Source organism: Mycobacterium sp. NGS33 (genome assembly GCF_059812885.1).
Genome location: NZ_JCALDN010000002.1, coordinates 588,781 through 611,045, shown reverse-complemented (window position 1 = coordinate 611,045; position 22,265 = coordinate 588,781). Strand labels below are relative to the sequence as shown.

Annotated in this window: 19 protein-coding genes; 4 read left to right on the top strand and 15 right to left on the bottom strand. The window is 66.4% G+C overall.

The window, feature by feature from the left end:
* Position 1: 1 nt before the first annotated feature.
* Both AC5Y5B_RS06895 and AC5Y5B_RS06890 read right to left on the bottom strand, forming a co-directional pair.
* Positions 2-1,492: a molybdopterin-dependent oxidoreductase gene (locus tag AC5Y5B_RS06895; protein ID WP_500004536.1), complete on the bottom strand. Its 1,491-nt coding sequence runs from the start codon at positions 1,490-1,492 to the stop codon at positions 2-4.
* Positions 1,493-1,504: 12 nt separating this feature from the next.
* On the bottom strand, positions 1,505-2,005 hold the full coding sequence (locus tag AC5Y5B_RS06890) for an oxidoreductase (protein WP_500004534.1): 501 nt from the start codon (positions 2,003-2,005) through the stop codon (positions 1,505-1,507).
* Positions 2,006-2,266: 261 nt separating this feature from the next.
* On the opposite strand from AC5Y5B_RS06890, the gene AC5Y5B_RS06885 reads away from it, so the two are divergent.
* Positions 2,267-4,234 carry a SpoIIE family protein phosphatase gene (locus AC5Y5B_RS06885; RefSeq protein WP_500004532.1) on the top strand — a complete coding sequence of 656 codons (1,968 nt, stop codon included), beginning with the start codon at positions 2,267-2,269 and terminating at the stop codon, positions 4,232-4,234.
* On the opposite strand, the gene AC5Y5B_RS06880 is transcribed toward AC5Y5B_RS06885, so the two are convergent.
* The 3 genes from AC5Y5B_RS06880 to AC5Y5B_RS06870 form a co-directional block, all read right to left on the bottom strand.
* On the bottom strand, positions 4,231-5,475 hold the full coding sequence (locus tag AC5Y5B_RS06880; protein ID WP_500004529.1) for an acyl-CoA dehydrogenase family protein: 1,245 nt from the start codon (positions 5,473-5,475) through the stop codon (positions 4,231-4,233). The genes AC5Y5B_RS06885 and AC5Y5B_RS06880 overlap by 4 nt on opposite strands.
* A gap of 10 nt (positions 5,476-5,485) precedes the next feature.
* A complete protein-coding gene (locus tag AC5Y5B_RS06875; RefSeq protein ID WP_289176291.1) occupies positions 5,486-6,637 on the bottom strand; it encodes an acyl-CoA dehydrogenase family protein in 1,152 nt (383 codons plus the stop codon).
* Positions 6,638-6,807: 170 nt separating this feature from the next.
* Positions 6,808-7,767 (bottom strand): alpha/beta hydrolase, encoded by a 960-nt coding sequence (locus AC5Y5B_RS06870; RefSeq protein ID WP_112631871.1) that lies wholly within the window; start codon positions 7,765-7,767, stop codon positions 6,808-6,810.
* A 296-nt stretch (positions 7,768-8,063) separates the two neighbouring features.
* Between AC5Y5B_RS06870 and AC5Y5B_RS06865 the strand changes: the two genes are divergently transcribed.
* Both AC5Y5B_RS06865 and AC5Y5B_RS06860 read left to right on the top strand, forming a co-directional pair.
* Positions 8,064-9,296: a cytochrome P450 gene (locus tag AC5Y5B_RS06865; protein WP_500004526.1), complete on the top strand. Its 1,233-nt coding sequence runs from the start codon at positions 8,064-8,066 to the stop codon at positions 9,294-9,296.
* Complete coding sequence (locus AC5Y5B_RS06860; RefSeq protein ID WP_112631797.1) at positions 9,293-10,450, top strand: Zn-dependent alcohol dehydrogenase; 1,158 nt, start codon at positions 9,293-9,295, stop codon at positions 10,448-10,450. Before AC5Y5B_RS06865 ends, AC5Y5B_RS06860 begins: the two co-directional genes overlap by 4 nt.
* 8 nt (positions 10,451-10,458) lie before the next feature.
* On the opposite strand, the gene AC5Y5B_RS06855 is transcribed toward AC5Y5B_RS06860, so the two are convergent.
* The 5 genes from AC5Y5B_RS06855 to AC5Y5B_RS06835 are packed head-to-tail and all read right to left on the bottom strand — an operon-like array spanning position 10,459 to position 15,830.
* A complete protein-coding gene (locus AC5Y5B_RS06855) occupies positions 10,459-12,363 on the bottom strand; it encodes a YhgE/Pip family protein (protein ID WP_500004523.1) in 1,905 nt (634 codons plus the stop codon).
* 3 nt (positions 12,364-12,366) lie between these two features.
* Entirely contained in the window at positions 12,367-13,044 is a 678-nt protein-coding gene (locus tag AC5Y5B_RS06850) for a hypothetical protein (RefSeq protein WP_500004521.1), read from the bottom strand.
* A 23-nt stretch (positions 13,045-13,067) separates the two neighbouring features.
* Complete coding sequence (locus tag AC5Y5B_RS06845; RefSeq protein ID WP_112631800.1) at positions 13,068-13,685, bottom strand: TetR/AcrR family transcriptional regulator; 618 nt, start codon at positions 13,683-13,685, stop codon at positions 13,068-13,070.
* A 53-nt stretch (positions 13,686-13,738) separates the two neighbouring features.
* Positions 13,739-14,563 carry an SDR family NAD(P)-dependent oxidoreductase gene (locus tag AC5Y5B_RS06840; protein ID WP_112631801.1) on the bottom strand — a complete coding sequence of 275 codons (825 nt, stop codon included), beginning with the start codon at positions 14,561-14,563 and terminating at the stop codon, positions 13,739-13,741.
* Positions 14,564-14,609: 46 nt separating this feature from the next.
* A complete protein-coding gene (locus AC5Y5B_RS06835) occupies positions 14,610-15,830 on the bottom strand; it encodes a cytochrome P450 (protein WP_112631802.1) in 1,221 nt (406 codons plus the stop codon).
* A 210-nt stretch (positions 15,831-16,040) separates the two neighbouring features.
* Between AC5Y5B_RS06835 and AC5Y5B_RS06830 the strand changes: the two genes are divergently transcribed.
* Positions 16,041-17,537 carry an acyl-CoA carboxylase subunit beta gene (locus AC5Y5B_RS06830; protein ID WP_112631804.1) on the top strand — a complete coding sequence of 499 codons (1,497 nt, stop codon included), beginning with the start codon at positions 16,041-16,043 and terminating at the stop codon, positions 17,535-17,537.
* 70 nt (positions 17,538-17,607) lie between these two features.
* Here AC5Y5B_RS06830 and AC5Y5B_RS06825 read toward each other — a convergent pair whose 3' ends face one another.
* The 5 genes from AC5Y5B_RS06825 to AC5Y5B_RS06805 are packed head-to-tail and all read right to left on the bottom strand — an operon-like array spanning position 17,608 to position 22,250.
* Positions 17,608-18,645, bottom strand: a complete 1,038-nt coding sequence (locus tag AC5Y5B_RS06825; protein WP_500004516.1) for a TIGR03857 family LLM class F420-dependent oxidoreductase — start codon at positions 18,643-18,645, stop codon at positions 17,608-17,610.
* Positions 18,642-19,022, bottom strand: coding sequence for a nuclear transport factor 2 family protein (locus AC5Y5B_RS06820; protein WP_112631806.1), 381 nt, complete (start codon positions 19,020-19,022; stop codon positions 18,642-18,644). The genes AC5Y5B_RS06825 and AC5Y5B_RS06820 overlap by 4 nt, the downstream gene beginning before the upstream one ends.
* Positions 19,022-20,167, bottom strand: coding sequence for a PHB depolymerase family esterase (locus tag AC5Y5B_RS06815; RefSeq protein WP_112631807.1), 1,146 nt, complete (start codon positions 20,165-20,167; stop codon positions 19,022-19,024). Before AC5Y5B_RS06815 ends, AC5Y5B_RS06820 begins: the two co-directional genes overlap by 1 nt.
* 18 nt (positions 20,168-20,185) lie before the next feature.
* On the bottom strand, positions 20,186-21,805 hold the full coding sequence (locus AC5Y5B_RS06810) for a flavin-containing monooxygenase (RefSeq protein WP_500004513.1): 1,620 nt from the start codon (positions 21,803-21,805) through the stop codon (positions 20,186-20,188).
* Entirely contained in the window at positions 21,792-22,250 is a 459-nt protein-coding gene (locus tag AC5Y5B_RS06805) for a nuclear transport factor 2 family protein (protein WP_500004511.1), read from the bottom strand. The genes AC5Y5B_RS06810 and AC5Y5B_RS06805 overlap by 14 nt, the downstream gene beginning before the upstream one ends.
* Between the last annotated feature and the right edge of the window lie 15 nt (positions 22,251-22,265).

Sequence of the window (22,265 nt, the reverse complement as noted above, 5' to 3'; positions counted from 1 at the left end):
CTCAGATTTCCACGTCCTTGTCGTAGTACACGCGGTCCTCCCGCCACCCTCCGGTACCCATGCCGATCCCGGCGTAGTCCTCGACGAACTCGATCTGGTTGATCCACTTGGCCATTTTGAATCCCACTTGGGTTTCCACCCGCAGACGCAGGGGGGCGCCGTGCTGGATCGGCAACGGCGTGCCGTTCATTTCGTACGCCAGCAGGGTCTGTGGCTTGTCGGCGAACTCGAGGTCGAGCACCTCGTAGAACTGGCCGCCGCCGTGCGACGCCGGCTCGTCGGTGCTGTTGTCCTGCATGGTCAGGAAGCACACGTAGCGCGCCTGGGGCAGCGGCCGCACCAGGTCCACAAGCTGACGCAGGTGGACGCCGGTCCACTCGCCGATGCTGGTCCAGCCCTGGACGCAGTTGTGCATCACGCATTGGGTTTCCGCCTCGGCGAGTGCGCGTAGTGCGCTCAGGTCCAGGGTCACCGGGTTTTCCACCAGGCCGCCCACCCGGAGTCGCCAGTCCACGAAGTTGTGCACCGCCATCACCTTGTATTCCGTGCTGGTGGGCGGCTTTCCGTTGACACGGTGCTGCTTGGAGATCTTGTGCTGCGGATAGTTCTGGCGTGAGTTCAACGGCCGCAACAGCAGACGACGAGCCGCGGTGACCACCGCGCCCAGCACGCGCTGCACCGAGCGCGGGTTGCGCAGGCTCCAGATCGTGGCCGCGACATGGACGCCGATGATCGCCGCGATGATCGACAGCGAGATCGCGGTCGCCCAGTACGTATTGCGAACGGCGCCGAAAATCATTGCCGCCGTGAGCCGGCCCCAGCCCCAGAAGAAAATCATCGACAGGTGAATCGCGATGAACACCAGGAAGGCGACCAGGCCCAGGAAGTGCAAGCTGCGCGCCCATTGCCGACCGCCCCACATCTGCACGTACCACGGGAACCGCGCCTCGATCGCCGGCGACTGAGCGGCGCCGGTCAGGATCTGAAACGGCGCAAGGACGAAGATGACTCCCGCGTACGTCAGCTTCTGCATGGCGTCCAGCGGTTCACCGGGCAGCACCGGCGGCAGGTTGAACGACAGGTACGTGACGACGTCGTCCCACGCTTCGGGAAAAATCGACCATGAGGCGGGCCAGTAGCGGTGCCATTGACCGGTGGCGAACAACAGGATGTAGTACGACAGGCCCAGCAGAATCCAGCCGATCACCACGAAGAAGTGCCAGTGCCGGCCCACGCCCAGCTGCGCGCGACCGGGCAGCGAGATGAACGGGCTGTAGTCCTCTTCCTCGTCAAGGGTGTCGTAGATCCTGTCGCGCGGCATGACCTTTCGGGTAAAGCGGGCCCACTCCGTGCCCGGCTTGCTGTCGTCGTGCCAATACAACTTCGGGTGGGTGGCCAAAATCTCGAGACCACTGCGCAAAATGAGCGTCACGAAGAGCACGTTCAGCCAATGATCGATGCGCAGCCATGCCGGATAGTCCAACGTCGTCATGCCTGGCCCCCGTCAGTCATACCACTGCTGCCTTTGCGGATAGGCCACGTTGATGCCCGATAACACGGTCGTGTGTACGGCGATGAAAGCCGCCGCGCACACCATTGCCAATGTTCCCGGCGCGAAGTCCCATCGGGCGGTCACCGCTCCCAATCCGGGCAGGCCGGCCCAACGGGTGACCAGGTACACGACCAGGAAGGCCGAGCAGATCAGGCTGCCGAGATACCAACCGGCTTGGGGCACTGAGGGTTTGATGCCGATCACCATGGCGCTCGCCGCGATCAGGCAGGCGGCTGCCAACACAAGCACGTAGGCGGCGAAATACCCCGGCAGGTCGGGCCGAGTGCCCAGCACGTAGACGTGCACCGCAACCAGACCCGTCAGCAGCGCCCCGCCCAGCGCGGTCACCGCACGGGGCAAGTTGAATGCCACCCAACCGTTCAAGGTCAGCACCGGTGACGTCAGCAGGCGCCGCCACAGCGCCGACGCGCGTCGAGCCACGAGATCGACCACGACAGCGAGGTACCCGCCCGTACGGGCCGCAAACGGGCGCCGTTTTGCCTTCGACGGCCGCGATTTTCGTAGGCGTCAATTGCATTTGCCAAGCAAATTAGCCGACACAATTCACAGCGGTAACCAAACCGTTGCAATACGCATCCAAGAACCATTGCTAATCTGAACAACTACGTGTGCAAATTAGGTCCACCCATTGACCCGGTTTTCGACTCGGCCCTTCGCTGCGGGCCGCTCGGGGCTGCTAGGAGGAACGGCCAGATGGTGGCCGAGAAGGACTGGGACAGAACCGTCGGTGCGGCCGAGGACGTGCGCCGCGTCTTCGAGAACGTCCCCGCGCTGCTGGTCGGCCTCGAGGGGCCCGACCACCGATTTGTCGCGGTCAACGCCGCGTACCGCACACTCAGTCCGCCAATTGACTCCATCGGGCTTTTTGTGCGCGACATCTATCCCGAGCTGGAGAGCCAAGAAATCCTCCACATGTTCGACCAGGTATATCAAACGGGCGAACAACAGTCGGGCACAGAATGGCGGGTCCAGGCCGACTTCGACGGCACGGGACAGGCCCAGGAACACTTCTTCGACTTCATCGTCACCCCGCGCCGCGCGGGGGACGGCTCGATCGAAGGCGTGCAGCTTGCCTTCGTCGACGTCACAAGCCGGGTGCAGACGCGGATGGCCGCCGAAGCTCGCCTCGAGGAGCTCTCCGAGCGGTACCGCAACGTCCGCGATTCCGCCACCGTGATGCAGCAGGCGCTGCTGGCACCCTCGGTGCCCGTCATCCCCGGCGCGGACGTGACCGCGCAGTATCTCGTCGCCGCGGAGGACACCGCGGCCGGCGGCGACTGGTTCGACGCGATACCCCTTGGCGATCGGCTGGTGCTCGTCGTCGGTGACGTCGTGGGCCATGGCGTCGAAGCGGCCGCGGTGATGTCGCAACTGCGTACCGCGCTGCGGATGCAGGTCGTGGCGGGATACCCGATCGCCGAAGCGCTCGAGGCGGTCGACCGCTTCCGCAAGCACGTCCCCGGGTCGAACACGGCCACGATCTGCGTCGGATCGCTGGACTTCGCCACGGGCGAATTCCGGTACTGCACGGCGGGACACCCGCCGCCGCTGCTGGTGACGGCGGACGCCACCGCACGCTATCTGGAGCCTTCCGGCGCCGGACCCCTCGGCAGCGGCACCGGTTTTCCGGTGCGCAACGAATTCCTCGAGATAGGCGACTCGATCCTGCTGTACACCGACGGCCTCATCGAAAGACCGGGCCGGCCGCTGGGCGCCAGCACCGCCGAATTCGCCGAGCTGGCCGCGAACATCGCGGGCGGACACCGGGGCTTCGTCATCGAGTCCTCGGTGCGGGCGATCGACCGCATCTGTTCGGAGACACTGGAATTACTGCTGCGCTCGACCGGCTACAGCGACGACGTGACACTCCTTGCGGCACAACGCCGGACGCCGCCCGCACCGCTGCACCTGACACTGGATGCGACGATCCGTGCGGCGCGCATGGTGCGCACCCGCCTGCGCCAATGGCTGTCGGAAGCCGGCGCCGACGCGGACGACATCTCCGACGTGGTGCACGCGATCTCGGAGTTCGTCGAAAACGCGGTCGAGCACGGGTATGCCACCGAGGTCGCCGACGGCGTTGTCGTCGAGGCGACGCTGTCCGGTGAGGGCAACCTGCACGCCTCGGTGACCGACCGCGGCCGGTGGAAGGATCACCGCGAGGGCGAGACCGGGCGTGGTCGCGGCCTCGCCATGGCCGAGGCTCTGGTGTCGGAGGCGCACGTCAGCCACGGCTCCGAGGGAACGACGGCCAGTGTGACACACCGGCTCTCGCGGCCGGCGAGTTTCGTCACCGATTCCGTGATCAGCCGGGTGGCCGAGCGTCGAACGGTCAGCGTGGAATTCGTATCCGAGATCAGCGAACCGGGCCGCATCGTGGTCAGTGGCGACGTCGACTCCAACACCGCGTCCACCCTGGACCGTCAGATCGCCGTCGAAAGCCGTTCCGGCATAGCACCATTGACGGTCGACCTGAGCGCCGTCACCCACCTCGGGTCGGCCGGAGTCAGCGCGCTGGCCGCCGCCCGCGAACGGGCGCAGCGACAGGGCAGTGAATACGTGTTGGTGGCTCCGCCGGGAAGCCCGGCGCACCATGTGTTGTCGCTGGTTCAGATCCCCGTGGTAAGCGGCCTCGCCGAAAACGTCGTCGCCGAAGGCTAAGCCCGGTCGGCCCTTTCGCCGTGCCGCACCTGGTTGAATGGCACGCCGCGGTCGGCCGCGTATTCCCGGGGAAAGCCCAGCACCCGCTCGCCGATGACGTTACGGGCCATCTCGGTGGTGCCGCCGCCGATCGCGACGGTCTGCCGGGACAAGTAGCGCAGGCCCGTTTCGAGTCCGCCGCCCGGTTCTCCCACCACACCGGCGCTTCCCGCGATTGCCAGTGCCGTGTCGACATCCGTCGTCGTGGTCTCGGAGTGAAAAAGGCGGATGAGCGTCCCGGCCGCCGGCGGCAGCGCGCCGTCCCTGACGCTGCGATACACGTGACCGATCAGTTGCTCGGCCACCGCGCGGTGCACCAGGGCGCGACCGGCCATCTCCTGCACGCGTTCGTTATCGGCCTGCCCGGTCTTCTCCGCAAGGGCCACGTAGTCCACCGGGATCGCGTTGCCGCCCTCGCTGCCGCTGCCGCTGGCGAACTCGGACCCCTGCCCCACCGCTCGGCGTTCGTGGTAGAGCTGCCGCGACGCCACCGCCCAGCCGTCGTTGACCTCCCCGACGACCGCGTCGTCTCCGACGTCGACCCCGTCGAGGAACTCCTCGCAGAATTCGGTGGAGCCGCTCAGCATCGTGATGTGCCGCAACGTGATTCCCGGATGCGCGATGGGCACCAGGAACATCGTCAGGCCCTCGTGCTTGGGCACATCCCAGTTGGTGCGGGCCAGACACAGGCCGTAATCGGCGGCGAACGCGCTCGTGCTCCAGGTCTTGGCGCCGTTGATGATCCAACGATCGTCACGGCGCTCGGCCCGGGTGAGGACGCCGGCCAGATCCGATCCGCCGCTGGGTTCGCTCAACAACTGCACCAACACCTCATCGCCGCGCAGCGCGGCGGCGATGTGCTGCTTCTTCTGTTCTTCGCTGCCGGTGTCGAGCAGCGTGGCGCAGCAGATGGTGAACGTCGGGGTGTTGAGGATCAAGGGCATCTCGTAGTCGAGGGACTCGGCGTCGAATGCCTTCTGGTATTCGTAGTCCAGCCCCAGTCCGCCGTACTCGCGGGGAAAGCAGATGCCGGCGAATCCCCCGTCGTACAACCGCCTTTGCAGTTCGCGGGCCCGCAACCACGACCGTTCGTCGTCGCGCGGCGCGGCCGGCGGGGCCTCCCGGTCGATGGCGGGCATGTTTTCCGCCAGCCATGCCCTGGCCCGGGCGGCGAACTGCGCGACGGACTCGGTCGACGTCATCGGGTCTTCCTCATTTCGCCGAACGACCCGCCTTCTCGAACTCGTAGACACGTAGATTGTGTTCCTCCGGCGTCCCGAACATGCCGCGGTACAACGTGATCCGACGCAGATACAGGTGCAGGTCGTGTTCCCAGGTGACACCGATGCCCCCGTGCATCTGCACGCAGGCCTGGACGATCTGGCCGGCCATCTCACCCACGTAGGACTTCGCGATGCTGGCCGACAGGTTCGCTTCCGGCGCGCGGGCCGCTACGTCGGCGACCGCCGCTGCGGTGGTGGCGCGACAGGCCTCCAGCCAGAGCTTCATGTCGGCGAACTTGTGCTTGAGGGCCTGGTAGGACGCCAGCGGACGACCGAACGTGTGCCGGTCCAGCGCCCACTGCACGGTGAGGTCGAACACCGTCTGCAGGGCGCCGACCACCTCGGCGCACTGCAGCACCTGGGCGATCTGGCTCTGTCGCTCGATGAGCGCGGCCGTCTCGTCGGCGGTGCCGACGGCCGCGGATCGTGGCACCACGACTCCGTCGAAGTGCACGCGGGCGTACTGCTTGACCAGATCGACCGATTGCTGGGGTTCGATCCGGACGCCCGGCGCGTCCGTCGGCACCAGAAACTGGCCGACCCGCGCGGCGTCCGCGTCGCCGCGCGCCACCACCAGCAGCGCCGCACTCTGGGCCCCCGCCTCGACGCGGTCCTTGATGCCGTCGATGCGGTAGCCCGAGTCCGTCTTGGTTGCCGTCACCGACGGACTCAGCGGCGCCCACCCCTGACCCGGCTCACACACGGTCCAGGACGCCACGGCCTCACCGGCGATCAACGCCTCGATGGTGTCCGCGTGCTCGTCCGAATTCGCGCACTCGACAAGCCCGGTGAGCACGGTGCTGACCGGATACAGCGGCCCGGGCGCCACCGTCTTGCCGAGTTGTTCGGCGACCGTGGCCAGGTCGGCGAAACCGTTCCCCGAGACGCTTCCGCCACCCAACTCCTCCGGGACCAGCAGCGCGGTCCAGCCGAGCTCGGCGGCGCGACGCCACCATGCGGGATCGAACGAGGTGCCCTCGGCGTGCAGCTCGCGCACCCGGCGCAGCGGCGCTTCCTTCTCCAGAAAGGCCTGGGTGGTCGAGGTGAAGAGGATCTTCTCCGGAGAGTCGAGGGTGGTCATGGTGCCGAGGGGATCCTTCTTGACATTCGATCGTTGCGGCTGCAACGGAAACGGTTTGAGTGTTTGATCATCCGCCCGATCGGTCCTCGGTTGGCTGGCGTTTCCGATGTTAGCAACGCGCAATACGGTAAGAGATACCGGAGTTCAGTCGGTAAAAGCGGGGCCGAGCGCTACATGGCGAACACGCGGCGCACCGCCTGCGCGTGCAGGGCCCGATTCTCCTGGGAAACAACCCAATCCGGCACCATCGAGTCGAAGCCGTTGAAGGTCGCGGCGATCACATGCAATTCGGTATGGACGTAGGCGTGCAACAACCGGTTCGCGTAGTCGATGGCCTCGTCGCGGCAGGGATCGATCTCGGAGCAGCTGACGAACGTCGGCGGCAGGCCTTCGAGGTTGGCTCGGTGCGCCGGGACATGCTGACCGTTGGCGCTGGCGTGGCCGAGGTAGTGGTTCCATGCCCGGCTCACCGCCGGACCGTTGAGGCCCGGGGTCCGCTGGAATTCGCGACGCGAGGGCGTGGCGTCGGAATCGAGCATCGGCTGGTGCAGGATCTGCATCCGGATCGCCGGGCCTTCCTGGTCGAACATGCGCTGGGTCAGCCCCGCGACCAGTGCGGCACCGGCGTCCCGGCCCATCACCGCGATGCGGCCGGCGTCGGCGTCCAGTTCCGCGCTGTTGTCGACGGCGTAACGCAAGGCCGCTTCGACATCGTCGAGCGCCGCCGGGCACGGATGCTCCGGCGCGAGCCGGTAGTCGACCGAGACCACCAGGCACGCGCCGTCACGGGCCAACTCCGCGCAGTGCGCGTGGTCGGTCTCGAGGTTTCCGGTGACGAACCCGCCGCCATGGGCGTAGATCACCAGGGGCGCCGGGGATTCGGTGTGGCCGCGGTACAACCGCAGCTCGAGTTGCTGACCATCCGGTCCGGCGATGGATCGCGAATCGATGGTGACGCCGGTGGTGTCCGCCGATGCGGCGCGCTGCGCGGCCAGCAGGTTGGCGTGTTCACGCTCGGCCGGCAGCGTCTCGGCGCGGAATTCGAAGGCGCCCAACGCCACGGCGGCATCGCGCAACACCGGATCGATGCGAGTGAGGCCGTGGGGCCGGGCCAGATTCGTCTGTGTCATGTCCACTCATTTTCGGGCTCGTCGTGCGGGCTCGTCGGCGGTCCCGGAGGGTAGGCGTGCCCGGAACCCACCTTCAAGGTAGACCTGCGCTTTTGGGAGTTGACACACGAGGTGCTCGGCGCCGCGGGACGCCCGACGAGGTCGGCGGGGGCGATGGAAAGCGTCGGGCCGTTGGGCTACGTTGCTATCTATACTATGATAGCTATTTTCCGCTCGGTCCCATCCGCCGTGGATTTCGCGGGCACTTGCTGTGGTCCGCGTGAACGGCCTTATCGGTTGTTTCAGGAGGAGCGCTGATGACGCTCAGCACTGGCCCGAACGGTCAGCCCGTCGTACCTTCATTGGATTTCACCGGCGAAACCAGTCCCTATCCCTTCTTCCAGCACATGCGTCTCACCGACCCGGTGTGGCACGGTTCCCTGAGCGATAACAGCCAGTTGCCGGAAGAGCTGCGGCCCAACGACGAATGGGTCCTGTTCGGCTACGACGGTGTCTCCCAAGCTTTTCGCGACGACCGCATCTTCACCTCGGCCGCCTACGACAAGACGATCGGGCTGGTGATGGGACACACCATCCTGGCGATGGGCGGCCGGGAGCACCACGACCACCGCAACCTGGTCGCCAAGGCGTTCCGCGCGACCGCGCTGGAACGCTGGGAACCGAAGGTCATCGGGCCGGTCTGCGATCAACTGGTCGACGAAATCAAGAACGACGGTCATGCCGATCTGGTGAAGGCGGTGACCTTCGAATTTCCCACCCGGATCATCTCGACGCTGCTCGGTCTGCCCGCCGAGGATCTAGACCTGTTCCGCCGCCTGTCGCTGGACCTGATCTCCATCCCTACCGACATCGTGGCGGGATTGAACGCCGCGACCGAGCTCTACGACTACTTCCTCAAACAGGTCGAGCAGCGCCGGCGCAAGCTGACCGACGACATCATCGGCGACCTGGTCGCCGCCGAGATCGCCGGGGAAAAGCTCACCGACGAGGCCATCATCGCCTTCTTGCGGTTGTTGTTGCCGGCCGGATTGGAGACCACCTACCGCTCCTCGGGCAATCTGTTGTACCTGTTGCTGACCCATCCCGACCAGCTGGCGATGGTGTATCGGGATCGCTCCCTGATACCGATGGCGATCGAGGAGGGCCTGCGGTACGAAACGCCACTGACCATGGTCATGCGGACCACGACCGAAGAAGTCGAAATCGGCGGCAAGACGATCCCGGCCGAGGCCCAGATCGACATGTGTATGGGGTCGGCCAATCGCGACGAAAGCCGCTGGACCGACCCGAACACGTTCGACCTCCGCCGGCCGCGCCAAGCCCACATCGCCTTCGCAGGCGGTATCCACATGTGCCTCGGCATGCACCTGGCCCGCCTGGAAACGCGAGTCATGCTGAACAGCCTGTTCGACCGCGTCGAACGGCTGGCGTTCGTGCCCGACGACGGAACCGGTGAGGAATCCAAGATCGTCGGGCTCACCTTCCGGTCGCCCAACAAGCTTCCGGTCACGTTCGCCCCCGCCGCATGAGAAGCCGCGCAGCGATCCTGCATGACGTCGGCGGCCCGTGGTCCGTCGAGGAATTCGAGCTCGATCCCCCCAAGGCCGGCGAGGTCCTGGTGCAGATGGCGGCCGCCGGCTTGTGCCACTCCGACGACCACATCCTCAAAGGTGACATGTCGGCGCCCAATGAGGTGATGCGGTCCATGGGGCTGCCGACCATGTTCCCGACGATCGGCGGCCACGAGGGTTCCGGCATCGTGCGTGAGGTCGGCCCCGGCGTCACCGATTTCGTCCCGGGCGATCACGTGGTGATGTCGTTCGTCGCCGTGTGCGGCCAATGCCGTTGGTGCGCCAGCGGAATCGAGTACCTGTGCGACGTCGGCATCGGCACCATGATCCCCGGGATGCCCACGGACGGCACGTTCCGCCACCACACCGCCGACGGTCACAACCTCGGCCACATCGCCAAGATCGGTGCATTCGCCGAACACACTGTGGTATCGACGAATTCACTGGTGAAGATCGAGGAACACCTGCCGCTGACGTCGAGCGCGCTGCTGTCCTGTGCCATCCCGACCGGTTACGGCTCGGTCGCCAACCGGTCGAACATGCGCGCCGGGGACACCGTCGCGGTGATCGGTGTCGGCGGGATCGGGACGGGCGCGATCCAGGGTGCCCGGATCAACGGCGCCGCGCAGATCGTGGCCGTCGACCCGGTGGACTTCAAGCAGAAATCGGCGCTGCAATTCGGCGCGACGCACAGCGTGGCGACGATCGCCGAGGCGATGGACGTGGTGCGGGAGTTGACATACGGGGTGATGGCCGACGCGGTGGTGGTCTCGCCGTCCTTGATCACCGCCGAGGACGTCCGTGACGCGGTGAAGCTCACCCGCAAGGGCGGCACCTGCGTGCTCACCGGCATGACCTCGCAGCTGACCCGCTCGGTCAAGATCGACCTGCAGGACTTCATCCTGATGAACAAGACGTTGGCGGGCACCATATTCGGCTCGTGCAACCCGAAGGCGGACATCTCCCGGCTGGCCCGGCTCTATCAGACCGGTCAGCTCCAGCTCGACGAGATGATCACCAAGCGCTATCGCCTCGACGAGGTCAACGACGCCTACGACGATCTACTGGGCGGCAGAATCGTGCGGGGCATCATCGATTTCGGGATCGCCTGAGACTGTGCCTACATCTTGATCGCGGGGATCAGCCTGCTCAGATTCCAGAGCCGGTCTCGTCGCGCCGACAGGCAGGAGATCGCCAGTGCGACAGCGGTTATCCCGGCCAGCACGATGATCGCCTGCCATAGGCGGGCGTCGATGCCGCCGAGAATGAGCTGCCGGAGCCCGTTGACGCCATAGGTCATCGGGTCGAAGCGATGCAGGATCTGGAACGGCCGCGACGTGGTTTCCACCGGATACATGCCGCCCGCGCTGACGAGTTGCAGCATGAGCAGAGCCATGATCAGCACCCGGCCCACCGCTGGACCGACCAGCGCATTGATCGCCTGAGTCGCGGCCACGAACGCGCCGGAGATCAGCACCATGAAGCCCAGCATGGCCACCGGGTGCACGGCGTGCATACCGAGGGCGAACCGGACCACGCAGTAGAGAATGACGGCTTGGAATAGCGCGATCGCGGCGGCGGGCAGGTAGCTGGCGAGCACCACGCGGAATGCGAGCACCTCAGCGGCGATGGCGCGAGTCTGCAAGGGCCGCAGCACCATCCACAGCACCAACGCGCCGAAGAACAAGGCGAGCGTGAGGAAGAACGGCGCCATCCCGGTGCCGAAGTTGGGCGCGGCGTTCTCATGTGAAGCCTCGAGTTGCACCGGACCACCGATGGTGTCGGCGACCGCATCCTTTTGCTGGCTTGTCCAGTTGGGTACCTGCTTGGCCCCGTCGGCGAGTTTGGTCGCCAGCTCGGCCGATCCCGCCTTGAGTTGGTGTGCGCCGTCGTCGAGCTTCGCGATGCCACCGGACAATTCGGCGTTGCCGGTGGCGACTTGCTGGGCTCCGTCGCGCAGCTGGGTGAGCTTGTTGGTCAGTTCCTGCCCCTTGCTGCCGACCTGGTCGAGCGCCGAGCCGAGCGGGCTGCCCGGGTTACGCAACCCCGATGTCATGGCGATCGCCGCGTTCTGCGCGTCCGTGAGCTGCTGGCGGATCTGGGGCGTGAATTGGTGGCCCCGGAGCTGATCCTGGATGCCGCGCAGGTTGTTCGCCAGCGGATCCTGGCGTGCGGAGAGCTGATCGATCACCGATGACAGCGAGCTCGCGGCGGCATCCTGCGCCGCGGCGATGCCACCGAGCTGGTCGTTGACCTGCGCAAGCGCGGCTGCGCCCTGTTGCAATTGCTGCGTGCTGCCACCGATCTGCGACACCGCCCTGGTCACCGCGAGCAGGGGGTCGGTGGCCTGGGTGATTCCGTCTGACAGTTGCTTGGCGCCAGCTGCGAGCGTTGCCGAGCCGGACCGCGCGGAGTCCAGGCCGGACACCAGCTGCCCGGCGCCGTCGTCGAGTTGCGCGGCCCCGTCCGCCGCCTGTTTGATGCCCGATCCCGACGAAACCACCACGGAGAGCATCTGATTGACGGCCTGTCCCGAGATCCTGCTGGAGACGGCGTTGAGCACCTGGCCGATGGCGGTACGACCGATACTCGTCGAGATGTAGTTGTTGGCGTCGTTGTAGACGGCGATCAGGTTGGCCTTCTTCGGTTGCCCGGTCACCGGCGACGCGATCGCCGCGCTGAAGTCCGGCGGTAACTCCACCATGAAGTAGTACTTGCCGTGGTCGACTCCGTTGCGTGCCTCCGGTAAGTCCACGACGTGCCAGTCGAGGCCGCCGTCCGCGGTCAGGCTCTTGGCGATCTCCGCGCCGGCGTTGAACTGCTGCCCGGACACCACGGCGCCACGGTCGGAGTTGACCAGCGCCACCGGCATCTTGTTGGTGTGGCCGAAGGGATCCCAGAACGCCCACAGGTACAGGGCCCCGTACACCAGGGGCAGCAGCATCAGGACGACGATGGCCACGCGCGTCAGTCGGCTACGGCCGAAACGCTTGATCTCTGAGCCAAAGGCGAGTCCAGCCAGCATCTTTCAGCCCTCTCCGGTCAGGATCCGGTGATCGTGTAGTTCGTGGTCGGGTGCGTCCGTGCCGAGCGGGTTGGTCACCCCGACGACGACAGTGCGCTGCTTCGCGATCACGCCGAGCCTGTCGGTCGCGATCGTTCGCCGCGAATTGTCACGAACCTGTTCGAGGTCGCCGACCACGAGGATCGGACGATGCGACAACAGCGCCAGCGTGATGCGCAGCAAAAACAGTTCGAGGTCTGACAATTCGACGATGTAGGTGTCGGCGGTCGGCGGGACCATCTCGCCGAAGACCTCGGTCAGCTCGGCCGGACCCGATTGCAGCGGCACCGACGAATACCACGGCGCCAGCCACCGTCGCTGCTCGGCGAGCACGGTCCCCACGGTCACCGAATCCTCCAGCTCGTCGATGTCGTCGAAGGCCGCGATTGAGCACTGCCGGCGGATCGCGCGCGGGGTTGTTTCGCCGAGGACGGTCAGTGTGCCGCGACTCGGTTTGAAACGTCCCGCGAGCGTCAGCAGCAGCGTGGTCTGCCCCGGCCCGCCGGGCATCTGGATCGCGTGGAAACCCGGTGTGAGGGCCAGGTCGACCCCCGAGAAGAGCGGCCCGTGCTCGCCGTCGACCCCCAGTCCGGTGGCGGTGATCACCGGTGCGACGTCGTCCGGTTCGTCTTTGGCATCCATGGTGTGGCTTTCCCTCATCGCCTTCAAACCGGAATCGATTCCAGCAGTGCGGTGATCAGTTGTGCGAGCAGATCGGGGTTGATGGTTCCGGGACGCAGCACCTCTTCCATCGCGACGCCCAGGTTGAGGGTGACGACGAGCTGGGCGACGTCGGTCAGCCTCCGGTCGCCCGGCACGGTGTCGGTCGATTCGACGATGTGCAGTGCCTGGTCGGCCGCGGCGCGACGGCGCCCGATCAGGCGTTCCCGAAGCTGTGGATCGCGCTGGGCCCGCAGCCAGTACTCGACGAGCAGCACGTAGTAGTCGGAATGATCGCGGACCGAGTCGAGCACCGACCGGCTCACCTCACGCGCGGCCGCGGCGGTGTCGCCGTCGCTGCGGTCCAGCGCTATCGCGATCTGCTCCCCGCGCAGCTCGAACTCGCGGTCGAGCAGGGCCAGAAACAGTTCGTCCTTCGACTCGAAGTTCGAGTAGACGGCACCCTTGGTGAAGCCCGCGGCCTGACCGATCGCGTCGATGGTGGCACCGGCGAAACCCTCGGCCGCGAACACCTTCGACGCCGCATCCAGGATGCGGTCACGAACCTCGCCCCGGGTGGGGCGGGTGCGAAGCGGTTTGACAGGCGACATGTGGAGCAGCATACCGCCCAGTATCGGTTAGATACTAGCAAGTATCGAAGATCACCCTGGAGCCGTCAGCCGAGCGTGGCGGCGGTGCGCTCCCACAGTTCGGCGGCCAATCGCGGGTTATCCGCCAGACGACTGGTTTTGGCGATCTTGCGCTTGGCGTAGTACGCGCCGGGCGTCCACTCCACAACGGGCGTGCTCGACGCGAGCCGCACCAACTGGTCGGCGCCCTGGTCCGGGCTCGAGATGAACAGCACCGCTGGGGTGTAGCGCTGCATGAACACCAGAAATTGCGACCCCGAGGCGACGCCGATGTTGGAGTTGACGTTGCCCGGATGCACGGTCGCGACGGAAAGGCCGCCGGCGTGGTAGCGCCGGTGTAATTCCTTGGTGAACAACACGATTGCCAGCTTCGAGAACGCGTACGCGGCGGCGGGCCGGCGGCGGGCGGTGTTCTCCAGGTCGTCGACGGTGGCCCGGAAGATCAACTTGTGCGACGAGCTGGTCGTGTTGACGATCGTGGCGCGTGACTCCAGCAGCACCTCCAGCAATCGGGTGGTCAGCAGGAACGGCGCCAGGTAGTTGACCTGATAGGTGCGTTCGTAGCCGTCGGGGGTCAGCTCGATCTTGCTGGCCATCCTGCCCGCATTGTTGAGCAACACGTCGATGCGCGGATATTGCGAACGAAGCTTGTCCGCCAGCGCCCGCACCTGGGACAGGTCGGCGTAATCGGCGACGAAGTAGTCCGCGTTCAATTCGGCGGCCACCGCGGCGGTCTTGGCTTGGGAGCGGCCCACCACGACGATCTGGTCGCCGGTGCGGCTGAGCCGACGCGCCGCCGCCGCGCCGATGCCGTCGCTGGCACCCGTGATGACGATCGTCCTGCGCGTCATTGCGAGACCTCCCCGGGGAGTGTATCGACAGTCGGCGCGGCCGCGGTCAGGCGAGCGAGTAGCGCACCGGTAGGTGCTTGAGGCCGCCGACGAACGTGGTGGCGACCAGCTCTGGATCACCCGTCAGCTCAATGGATTTCAGCCTGGGCAGCAGTTCGGAAAAGAAGCTGTTGACCTCCATGCGGGCCAGCGCCGCACCCATGCAGAAGTGCACGCCATAACCGAAGGCCACGTGCTTGTTGGGGTCGCGACCGACGTCGAAGCGGAACGGATCGCTGAAGACCTCCTCGTCACGGTTGGCAGAAACATAGGACAGCAGTACCGACTCCCCCGCGGCGATGGGCACCCCACGCACGGTCGTGTCCTTGGCGGCGGTCCGCATGAATTCCTTGACCGGCGTCACCCAGCGGATCATCTCCTCGGTGGCCAGCGGCATCAAGTCCAGGTTGTCGCGCAGGCGGCGGCATTGGTCGGGATTCTCGATGAGCGCGTGCAGCCCGCCGGAAATGGTCGCGCTGGTGGTGTCGTGGCCGGCGGTGGCCACGATCAGGTAGTAGGACACGGTGTCGATGTCCGACAAGGGTTCGCCGTCGACGCGGGCGTTCGCGATCGCCGACGCCAGGTCCTCGGTCGGGTGCTCGCGACGCGCCGCCGTCACGCCGTTGAAGTACTGAAACATGTCGAACAGCGCGGGCAGCTGATCCTCGTTCGTGGTGCCCCGCTTGAATTCGGAGTCGTCGCTGCCGAACAGCTCCTGGGTCAGCTTGAGCATCCTCGGGAAATCGGCCTCGGGCAGTCCGAGCAACGACATGATGACGTAGAGCGGGTAATTGACCGCGACCTCCTGAACGAAATCACATTCGGGCCCGGCCGCCATCATCTTGTCGACGTAGATCTTGGCCAGCTCGTCCACCCGAACCTTCAACGCCCGCATCGCCTTTGGGCGAAACCAGTCTGAGCCGATGGCGCGCACCACGCGATGCTGTGGATCGTCCAGATGGATCAGCGTGCGCACACCGGCGGCCGCCTGCATCTCGTCGCCTTCGGCGGTCGTCAGCACCGGCCGGGGCCAATTCGTGAAGAGCATGTTTTCGCGTTCGATATCCATGATGTCGGCGTGCTTGGTGATAGCCCAGAACGGCCGGTAGTTCGGGACCTCCACCCAGGACACCGGGGCGTTGGCGCGCAGGTGCGTCAGCGCCGCATGCAGCCGCCGCTCGTCGGTGTACGCCAGCGGGTCCGCCAACAGCTTCGCGGCCTCGTCCATCGTCGTTGCGCTCACTGATGAGACTCCTCGATTTGGGACGCCCCGTCGACCTCCCGGCGAGCGGCGTCAGACATGCGGGTAACTTTACAGTAAGCAATCCAGTATGTGACCCTGCAAAGCGTGGCGATCGCAAGCGCGGCGTAGCCGAGCGCCGGGGGTCGCCACCATAGGACTGTCGCGCGACGAATCCGTATGAGGTAGGACAGAGGCATGGCGAAAGCCCAGGACTGGGGAGAAACGCTCGACGATCTCGAGCGGCGCCGTCAGCAGGCGTGGGGCATGGGCGGGCCGGAGCGGCTCGACAAGCATCGCGGCAAGGGAAAGCTCGACGCGCGCGCCCGCATCGACTACCTGCTCGACCCGGGCACATTCCGTGAGCTCGGCACCCTGGTCGGTGGCGAGATCGCGGCCGACGGCCTGGTTGTCGGCTCCGGTGAGATCAACGGCTCACCGGTGATGCTGGGCGCCGAGGACTTCACCACCATGGCGGGCAGCATCGGCCCCGGTGGCAATTCGAAGCGGTACCGCATCGCCGAACTGGCACTGCGGGACAAGGTCCCGCTGGTGATGCTGCTCGAGGGCGCCGGCTTTCGTCCCGGCGGCGGGCACTACGGCCGCACGCCCACCGACCTACTGGCCCAGGCGCAGTGCTCGGGCCGCGTCCCGACCGTCGGCGCCGTGCTCGGCCCGTCGGCCGGTCACGGCGCGCTGGTGGCCCCGGTCTGCGACTTCCGGATCATGAGCAGGCAGGGCGCGATCTTCACCGCCGGACCACCCGTCGTCAAAGAGTCCACCGGAGAAGACATTTCGAAGGAGGACCTCGGTGGGCCGGATGTCGCCGTGCCAAGCGGGGTGATCCACAACGTCGCCGAGGACGACGAGGCCGTCCTCGACGACGTCCGGCGCTACCTGTCCTACTTTCCATCGAGCGCCTGGTCGTACCCGGCCTCCTTGCCGCAGGACGAGGACGCCGAGCCACGGGCGACGCCCGAACTGCTCGACATCGTCTCCCGCGACAACCGCCGCGTCTACGACATGCGCGCCGTGCTCGACGTGGTCTTCGACCGGCCCGACTGGTTCGAGGTGCAGCCGCAGTACGGCAAGGCGATCATCTGCGCGCTGGCACACCTCGGCGGCCACCCGGTCGCGGTGGTGGCCAACCAGCCCCAGGTGCTCGCCGGCTCCATCGACGCCGCGGCCGCGGACAAGGCGGCGCACTTCATCATGGTGGCCGATTCGTTCCATCTGCCCCTGGTCTTCCTGGCCGACAATCCCGGCATGCTGCCCGGCAGCCGGTCCGAGCGCAGCGGGGTGCTGCGCGCCGGAGCACGAATGTTCGCCGCCCAAACCACGGCAACCACGGTGAAGCTGCACGTGACCCTGCGCAAGGCATACGGGTTCGGCTCCATGGTCATGTCCCTGCTGGGGTTCGATAGTCAATCCGCCACCTTCGCCTACCCCGGCGCGACGATGGGTGCCATGAGCGCGGCCGCGCTGGGCCGCGCGACGCACGCCGGCGAGGACGTCACCGCGAAGTTGCGTGAGGCCGAGTTGCAGGCGTCGTTTCGGTCGGCCGAACACATGGGCTTCGACGAGCTCATCGATCCCCGCGAGACGCGTGACGCGCTGCTCGCGTCGTTGAAGCGCGGCCTGTCCGGCAGGCAGGCCGCCGCCGAACCGGTCACCCGGACCGTCATCATGCCTTGAGAGGCTGCCGCGAAACTGCAAGTGACGGCGCGTTTTCCGAGTGTGAGCGTCGCCAGTTACGGTTTCGCGGTCAAGCGCGGTAGGCGGCGACGATCGGCTCGAGCTCGTCGGGGGTGGACCCGTGCATGATGACCGCGTCGGCCCCGTAGTCGAATTCCTTGCGGATGCGATCCACACACTGCCGCGCCGACCCGGTGGCCGAGGGCTCGAGCCATTCATCGGGAATCAGCGTGGCGATGTGCTCGATCTGCTCGGCGGTGGCTTTGTGATCGATCCCGCCCGCGACCGACGTGACCACCGGATCGTCGCGAAACCGTTGCAGCACAGCGGGATCCCAGTCGTCGGTCTGGACCAGCAGGTCGCCGTAGCCCTGCAGATAGGTCGCCAGCCGCGCCACGGTCTTCTTCAGCCGCAGTTCTTCGGGCAGATGGTCGCCGACGGTGGCGAAGCACGACCACACCCGCACGCTGTCCGGGTCACGGCCGGCCTTCTCCGCGGCCGACTTCACGGTGGTGACACAGCGCTGCACGGTCTCCGGGGTGAAATAGGTGTGCAGGATGACGTCGTCGAACGCGCGCCCGCCGAGCGCGAGGGTGTTGGGACCGAAGGCCACCAGCGCCAGCCGGATGTCCTCGTTGAAATCGGGATCGAGAAACAAGATGGGGTACTTGCCCATCGGCCCGTCGTGATTGAAGATCAGCTCGCCGTGCCATAGCCGCCGCATGACCTGGGCCCAGTCCTCCATCTGCGCCGTCGTGACCGCGGGGATGCCGAAGGCCCCGTAGATCGCGGCGATGCCGCGGCCAACCCCTAGGGTGAACCGGCCGCCCGACAGGCGATGCATGGTGGTCGCCCACGACCCGGTGATCAAGGGATGACGGGTGTTGTGATTGGTTGCGGCGGTAGCGATTTGCATCCTGCTGGTCACCGCGCAGGCCGCCCCGACCAGAGAGGAAGCCTCCTTGACGTTCCAGCGTTCGGAGATGAAGGCGGTGCCGAAACCGAGTTCCTCGCCGCGGCGGGCCTCGTCCATCAACGTCGCCGGGCCCTCCCCGCCGGCCCCGGCCAGCAGGTAGAAGCCCAATTCGTCAAGCGCAGCCTCACTCAATTCCAAACCCCTTGCTGGTAGCCGCAGTTCCAAACCTCGGTTATCTTGCCATCGACGACACGGAACACCTCGATGCTGGCGATGTTGGTCTCGGTGCCGTCCTTGGCGGTGATCGTCGAGTCGTAGACGATCGCCACGTGCTCGCCGTCGTCGCCCTCGATGACGACGTTGAGGTCGAAGCGCAACGAATCGGCCAGCTGCCACATGTCCACCACCCGCTGCACGGCTTCGGCGTGGGTCAGCGTGCGTGCCCCACCGACCTCGTGCCGAATCACGGTGTCGGCCAACAATTCCTCGGCCAGGTCGATGTTGCGTTCGTTCCACACGACGAGGTTGTAGAGCTCGACCACGGTTCGCGCGGTCCACGTAGCTGCCATCAGTCGGGCACCGCGTCGCCCGCTTCCAGCGCGGCCACCTCGCCCAGGAATCGGTCGGTGATGCGCTGCACGCGCCGGGAAAAGATATGCCCGACGTGGCTGCCGTCGTACCAGTACAGTTGGCCGCCCCAGCGTTCCTGCAATTCCTCGGCGGGCTCGCGCATCGCCATCCGGTCGTGCCACGCCCCGACGATGAGCCGGCGCTCCGGCGGCGGGGACGGAACGACCGCAAGGGGATCGATCACCGAGGTCAGCTTGGTGACCACGGGTGATTCCAGCAGCTCGCGGAAGCCCGCCCTCGATGCACCCCACCGCTGTAGGTGCCGCGCGATCATGGCGTTGAGACCCAGGATGGGCGTGTAGAGCGCGACCGCGTCGGTCTGCTTCTCCAAGTGGGAGACCATCGCGGCCACCGGGCTTCCCATCGAAATCCCTGCCACCACAACGACCGTGGCCTGCGGCCGCACCCACCGCAGCACGGCGCGCACCTCGGAAACCACGCGCATCATCCCCGCCACGTTGCCCAGCGGATCCATGTCGGGATAGACCGGCCATTGGCGCCGCCGGCAACCGTGGCCGGGCTGCACCGGCATGGCGACGTTGTACCCCAGCTTGTGATGTATGCGTCCGATCCGGGACAACAGCAGGTCTTCGGTGCCACCCTGGCCCGCGCCGTGCACCCACACCAACCACGGCCTAGGCCCGTCGCCGTGCCGGCACAGGTGCGCCACCGCCCGCGCCGGACCACCCAGACCCTCGGCCTCCAGCGCGGCCGGCAACGCGGGGTCGTGCTCGAAGGCCATCCGTTCATAGGCAAGTCCGGCGATGCTGCGCTTGCGGATGGAGGTCGCCCGCAACGGTTTCGGGTCGGCGTGCGCCCGGTCGATGCCCAAGGATGAGAGTTCCTCGGCCGCCGCGGTACATCCATCCGGCGGCCTCATCGCCGCGGGGGTTCCGCCCAGCAGCGAAAAACCGCTCAGCACAAGTTCATCGAGCATCGCCTCGCCGAACTGGCGCGCACCGCGCGGTGAGAGCGGGGCCCAACCGGTCGACTCCCGCAGGCCGGCTACCGTGCGCGGCATCAGCATTCCCAATTCGCGGGCCACATCTTTGGCCAGGCCCAGCCCACTCAACGCCGTCGCCATGTCGCTCACCTTCGCCAGCTAGACCAGTTTGAACCCGGTGTATCCGCCGGCGGCGACTTCGTCGCAGCGACGCCGGTATTCGGGTATTCCGCCGGTATAACCCATGTACATCCGTTTCTTGCCGGGCACGTTGCCACCGTTGTACCAGGAGTTGCACGACGGATGAACCAGGACCGTCGGCGCGACGAGCGCGGTGGCGTGGTCGATCCATTCCTGCTGTGCGCTGCCGAGCGCCTCGATGGTGCGGATGTCGTTGGCGCGCAGATACGCGATGCAGTCGCCGATCCACTCCACGTGCTGCTCGAGGGCCGCGACGAAGTTGGTGGCGGCGCTCGGGCTGCCGGGCCCCTGAACCGTGAACAGGTTCGGGAAGGCGACCGCGAGACCCAGATACGACAACGGACCTTCGGTGGCCCAGAATTCGCCGAGCGAGATACCGCCGCGGCCGCGGACGTCGATGCGGCTGAGCGCGCCGGTCATGGCGTCGAACCCGGTGGCGTAGACGACGACGTCGAGTTCGTGCAACCGGTCCTCGGTGCGGATGCCGGTCGGGGTGATCTCGCGGACCGGTGACTTCCGCAGGTCGACCAGGGTCACGTTGTCCCGGTTGAACGTTTCGTAGTAGCCCTGGTCGATGATCGGGCGCTTACAGGCGAAGGGATGCACCGGTACGAGGGAGGCGGCGGTATCCGGGTCCTTGACGATGCGGGCCACGGCCTCGCCGTACAGCTGGGCTGCCATCCGGTTGGCGTCGATGTCGAAGAAGATGTCGCCCCAGTTCAGTGCGCCCATGACGCCGTTCTCCTCGATGGCGCGCAGTTGTTCTTCGCGCGTCGCCGATTTCAGCGGCGGCCTGCCGAGCATCTCGAGCAGGACGGAGAAGGCGCTCAGCCGGGCCGCGCCGATCGGGTGCGCGCGTTGGGCCGCCCGGATTTCGTCGTAGCGGGCCTTCATCGCGTCGAGTTCGCCCGGTTCGAACCGATGCACCCGCCAGGGCAGGGTGTAGGCGGGTGAGCGCTGAAACACAGACAGATGCAACGCTTCTCGGGCCACTACGGGGATCAGCTGGACGCCGGTCGAACCGGTGCCGATCACACCGACCCGCTTGCCGGTGAGGTCGACGCCGCCGTCTGGCCAGCGGCTGGTGAACACTGACGTCCCGGTGAAGGTGTCCATTCCCGGGATGTCGGGTTGCAGCGGCACCGACAGAATTCCGGAGGCGGCGACGACGAACGGGACCCGGAAGGTGTCGCCGGCCTCGGTGTGCACCAGCCACCGGCCGGCCCCTTCGTCGAACGCCATCGCGACGACCTTGGTGCCGAATTGGATGTCGCGGCGCAGGTCGAGCCGGTCGGCCACGAAGTTCAGATAGGCCTCGATCTCGGGCTGGGCCGGCATCGACTCGGTCCAGACCCACTCCTGCTGAATCTCATCGGAGAAGCTGTAGGAGTATTCGATGCTCTCGATATCGCAGCGCGCACCCGGGTAGCGGTTGAAAAGCCAGGTGCCACCGACGTTTTCGGCCATCTCCAGTGCCCGGGCGCGCATGCCGAGCTGCCGCAGCCGGTGCAGCATGTACAACCCGGAGAACCCGGCGCCGATGACCAGCACGTCGAACGACGTGTCAGCTCCTACCATCGTCACCACCGGTCATTCTCAGGATGGTTCGGGTCAGGTGCAGGCTCTTGATCTGCCATGCACCGTCCCGCTTCTCATAGGTCTCGTGGTAGTGGCCCGCGCCGTACAACTCGCGGCCGTCACCGAAGATCAGCAGGTCTTCCATCGCCCAGATGCCGGTCGCGGTGGTGGCCGAGGTGAGCGTGAGTTCGGGCGTGTGGCAGTGATGCTTGGTGGCGACTCCCTCGAGACCCCCCATCACCATCGGTGCGAAGTTGTCGACGCCTTCGATCGGCGGGGCCGTTTGGGGGTCGGCACCGGCGGTGGACACCGCCATGTCCAGCGTCACCACCAGGTCGGTGGTGAACACGGCGCGCCAGGACGCGAGGTCTTTGGTGTCCAGGAAACGGCAGTAGCGCGCCTTCAGTTGCCGGAGGGCTTCCAGCTCGTCAGCCGCCTCACTCATCGCACTCCCTTGCCG

Coding starts and splice junctions, on each gene's coding strand:
- AC5Y5B_RS06860 (WP_112631797.1), top strand. CDS start 9,293: ATGAGAAGCCGCGCAGCGATCCTGCATGACGTCGGCGGCCCGTGGTCC.
- AC5Y5B_RS06865 (WP_500004526.1), top strand. CDS start 8,064: ATGACGCTCAGCACTGGCCCGAACGGTCAGCCCGTCGTACCTTCATTG.
- AC5Y5B_RS06870 (WP_112631871.1), bottom strand. CDS start 7,767: ATGACACAGACGAATCTGGCCCGGCCCCACGGCCTCACTCGCATCGAT.
- AC5Y5B_RS06875 (WP_289176291.1), bottom strand. CDS start 6,637: ATGACCACCCTCGACTCTCCGGAGAAGATCCTCTTCACCTCGACCACC.
- AC5Y5B_RS06815 (WP_112631807.1), bottom strand. CDS start 20,167: ATGGCGACGGCGTTGAGTGGGCTGGGCCTGGCCAAAGATGTGGCCCGC.
- AC5Y5B_RS06835 (WP_112631802.1), bottom strand. CDS start 15,830: ATGGACGAGGCCGCGAAGCTGTTGGCGGACCCGCTGGCGTACACCGAC.
- AC5Y5B_RS06895 (WP_500004536.1), bottom strand. CDS start 1,492: ATGACGACGTTGGACTATCCGGCATGGCTGCGCATCGATCATTGGCTG.
- AC5Y5B_RS06840 (WP_112631801.1), bottom strand. CDS start 14,563: ATGACGCGCAGGACGATCGTCATCACGGGTGCCAGCGACGGCATCGGC.
- AC5Y5B_RS06820 (WP_112631806.1), bottom strand. CDS start 19,022: ATGGCAGCTACGTGGACCGCGCGAACCGTGGTCGAGCTCTACAACCTC.
- AC5Y5B_RS06855 (WP_500004523.1), bottom strand. CDS start 12,363: ATGCTGGCTGGACTCGCCTTTGGCTCAGAGATCAAGCGTTTCGGCCGT.
- AC5Y5B_RS06830 (WP_112631804.1), top strand. CDS start 16,041: ATGGCGAAAGCCCAGGACTGGGGAGAAACGCTCGACGATCTCGAGCGG.
- AC5Y5B_RS06810 (WP_500004513.1), bottom strand. CDS start 21,805: ATGGTAGGAGCTGACACGTCGTTCGACGTGCTGGTCATCGGCGCCGGG.
- AC5Y5B_RS06885 (WP_500004532.1), top strand. CDS start 2,267: ATGGTGGCCGAGAAGGACTGGGACAGAACCGTCGGTGCGGCCGAGGAC.
- AC5Y5B_RS06845 (WP_112631800.1), bottom strand. CDS start 13,685: ATGCTGCTCCACATGTCGCCTGTCAAACCGCTTCGCACCCGCCCCACC.
- AC5Y5B_RS06805 (WP_500004511.1), bottom strand. CDS start 22,250: ATGAGTGAGGCGGCTGACGAGCTGGAAGCCCTCCGGCAACTGAAGGCG.
- AC5Y5B_RS06880 (WP_500004529.1), bottom strand. CDS start 5,475: ATGACGTCGACCGAGTCCGTCGCGCAGTTCGCCGCCCGGGCCAGGGCA.
- AC5Y5B_RS06850 (WP_500004521.1), bottom strand. CDS start 13,044: ATGGATGCCAAAGACGAACCGGACGACGTCGCACCGGTGATCACCGCC.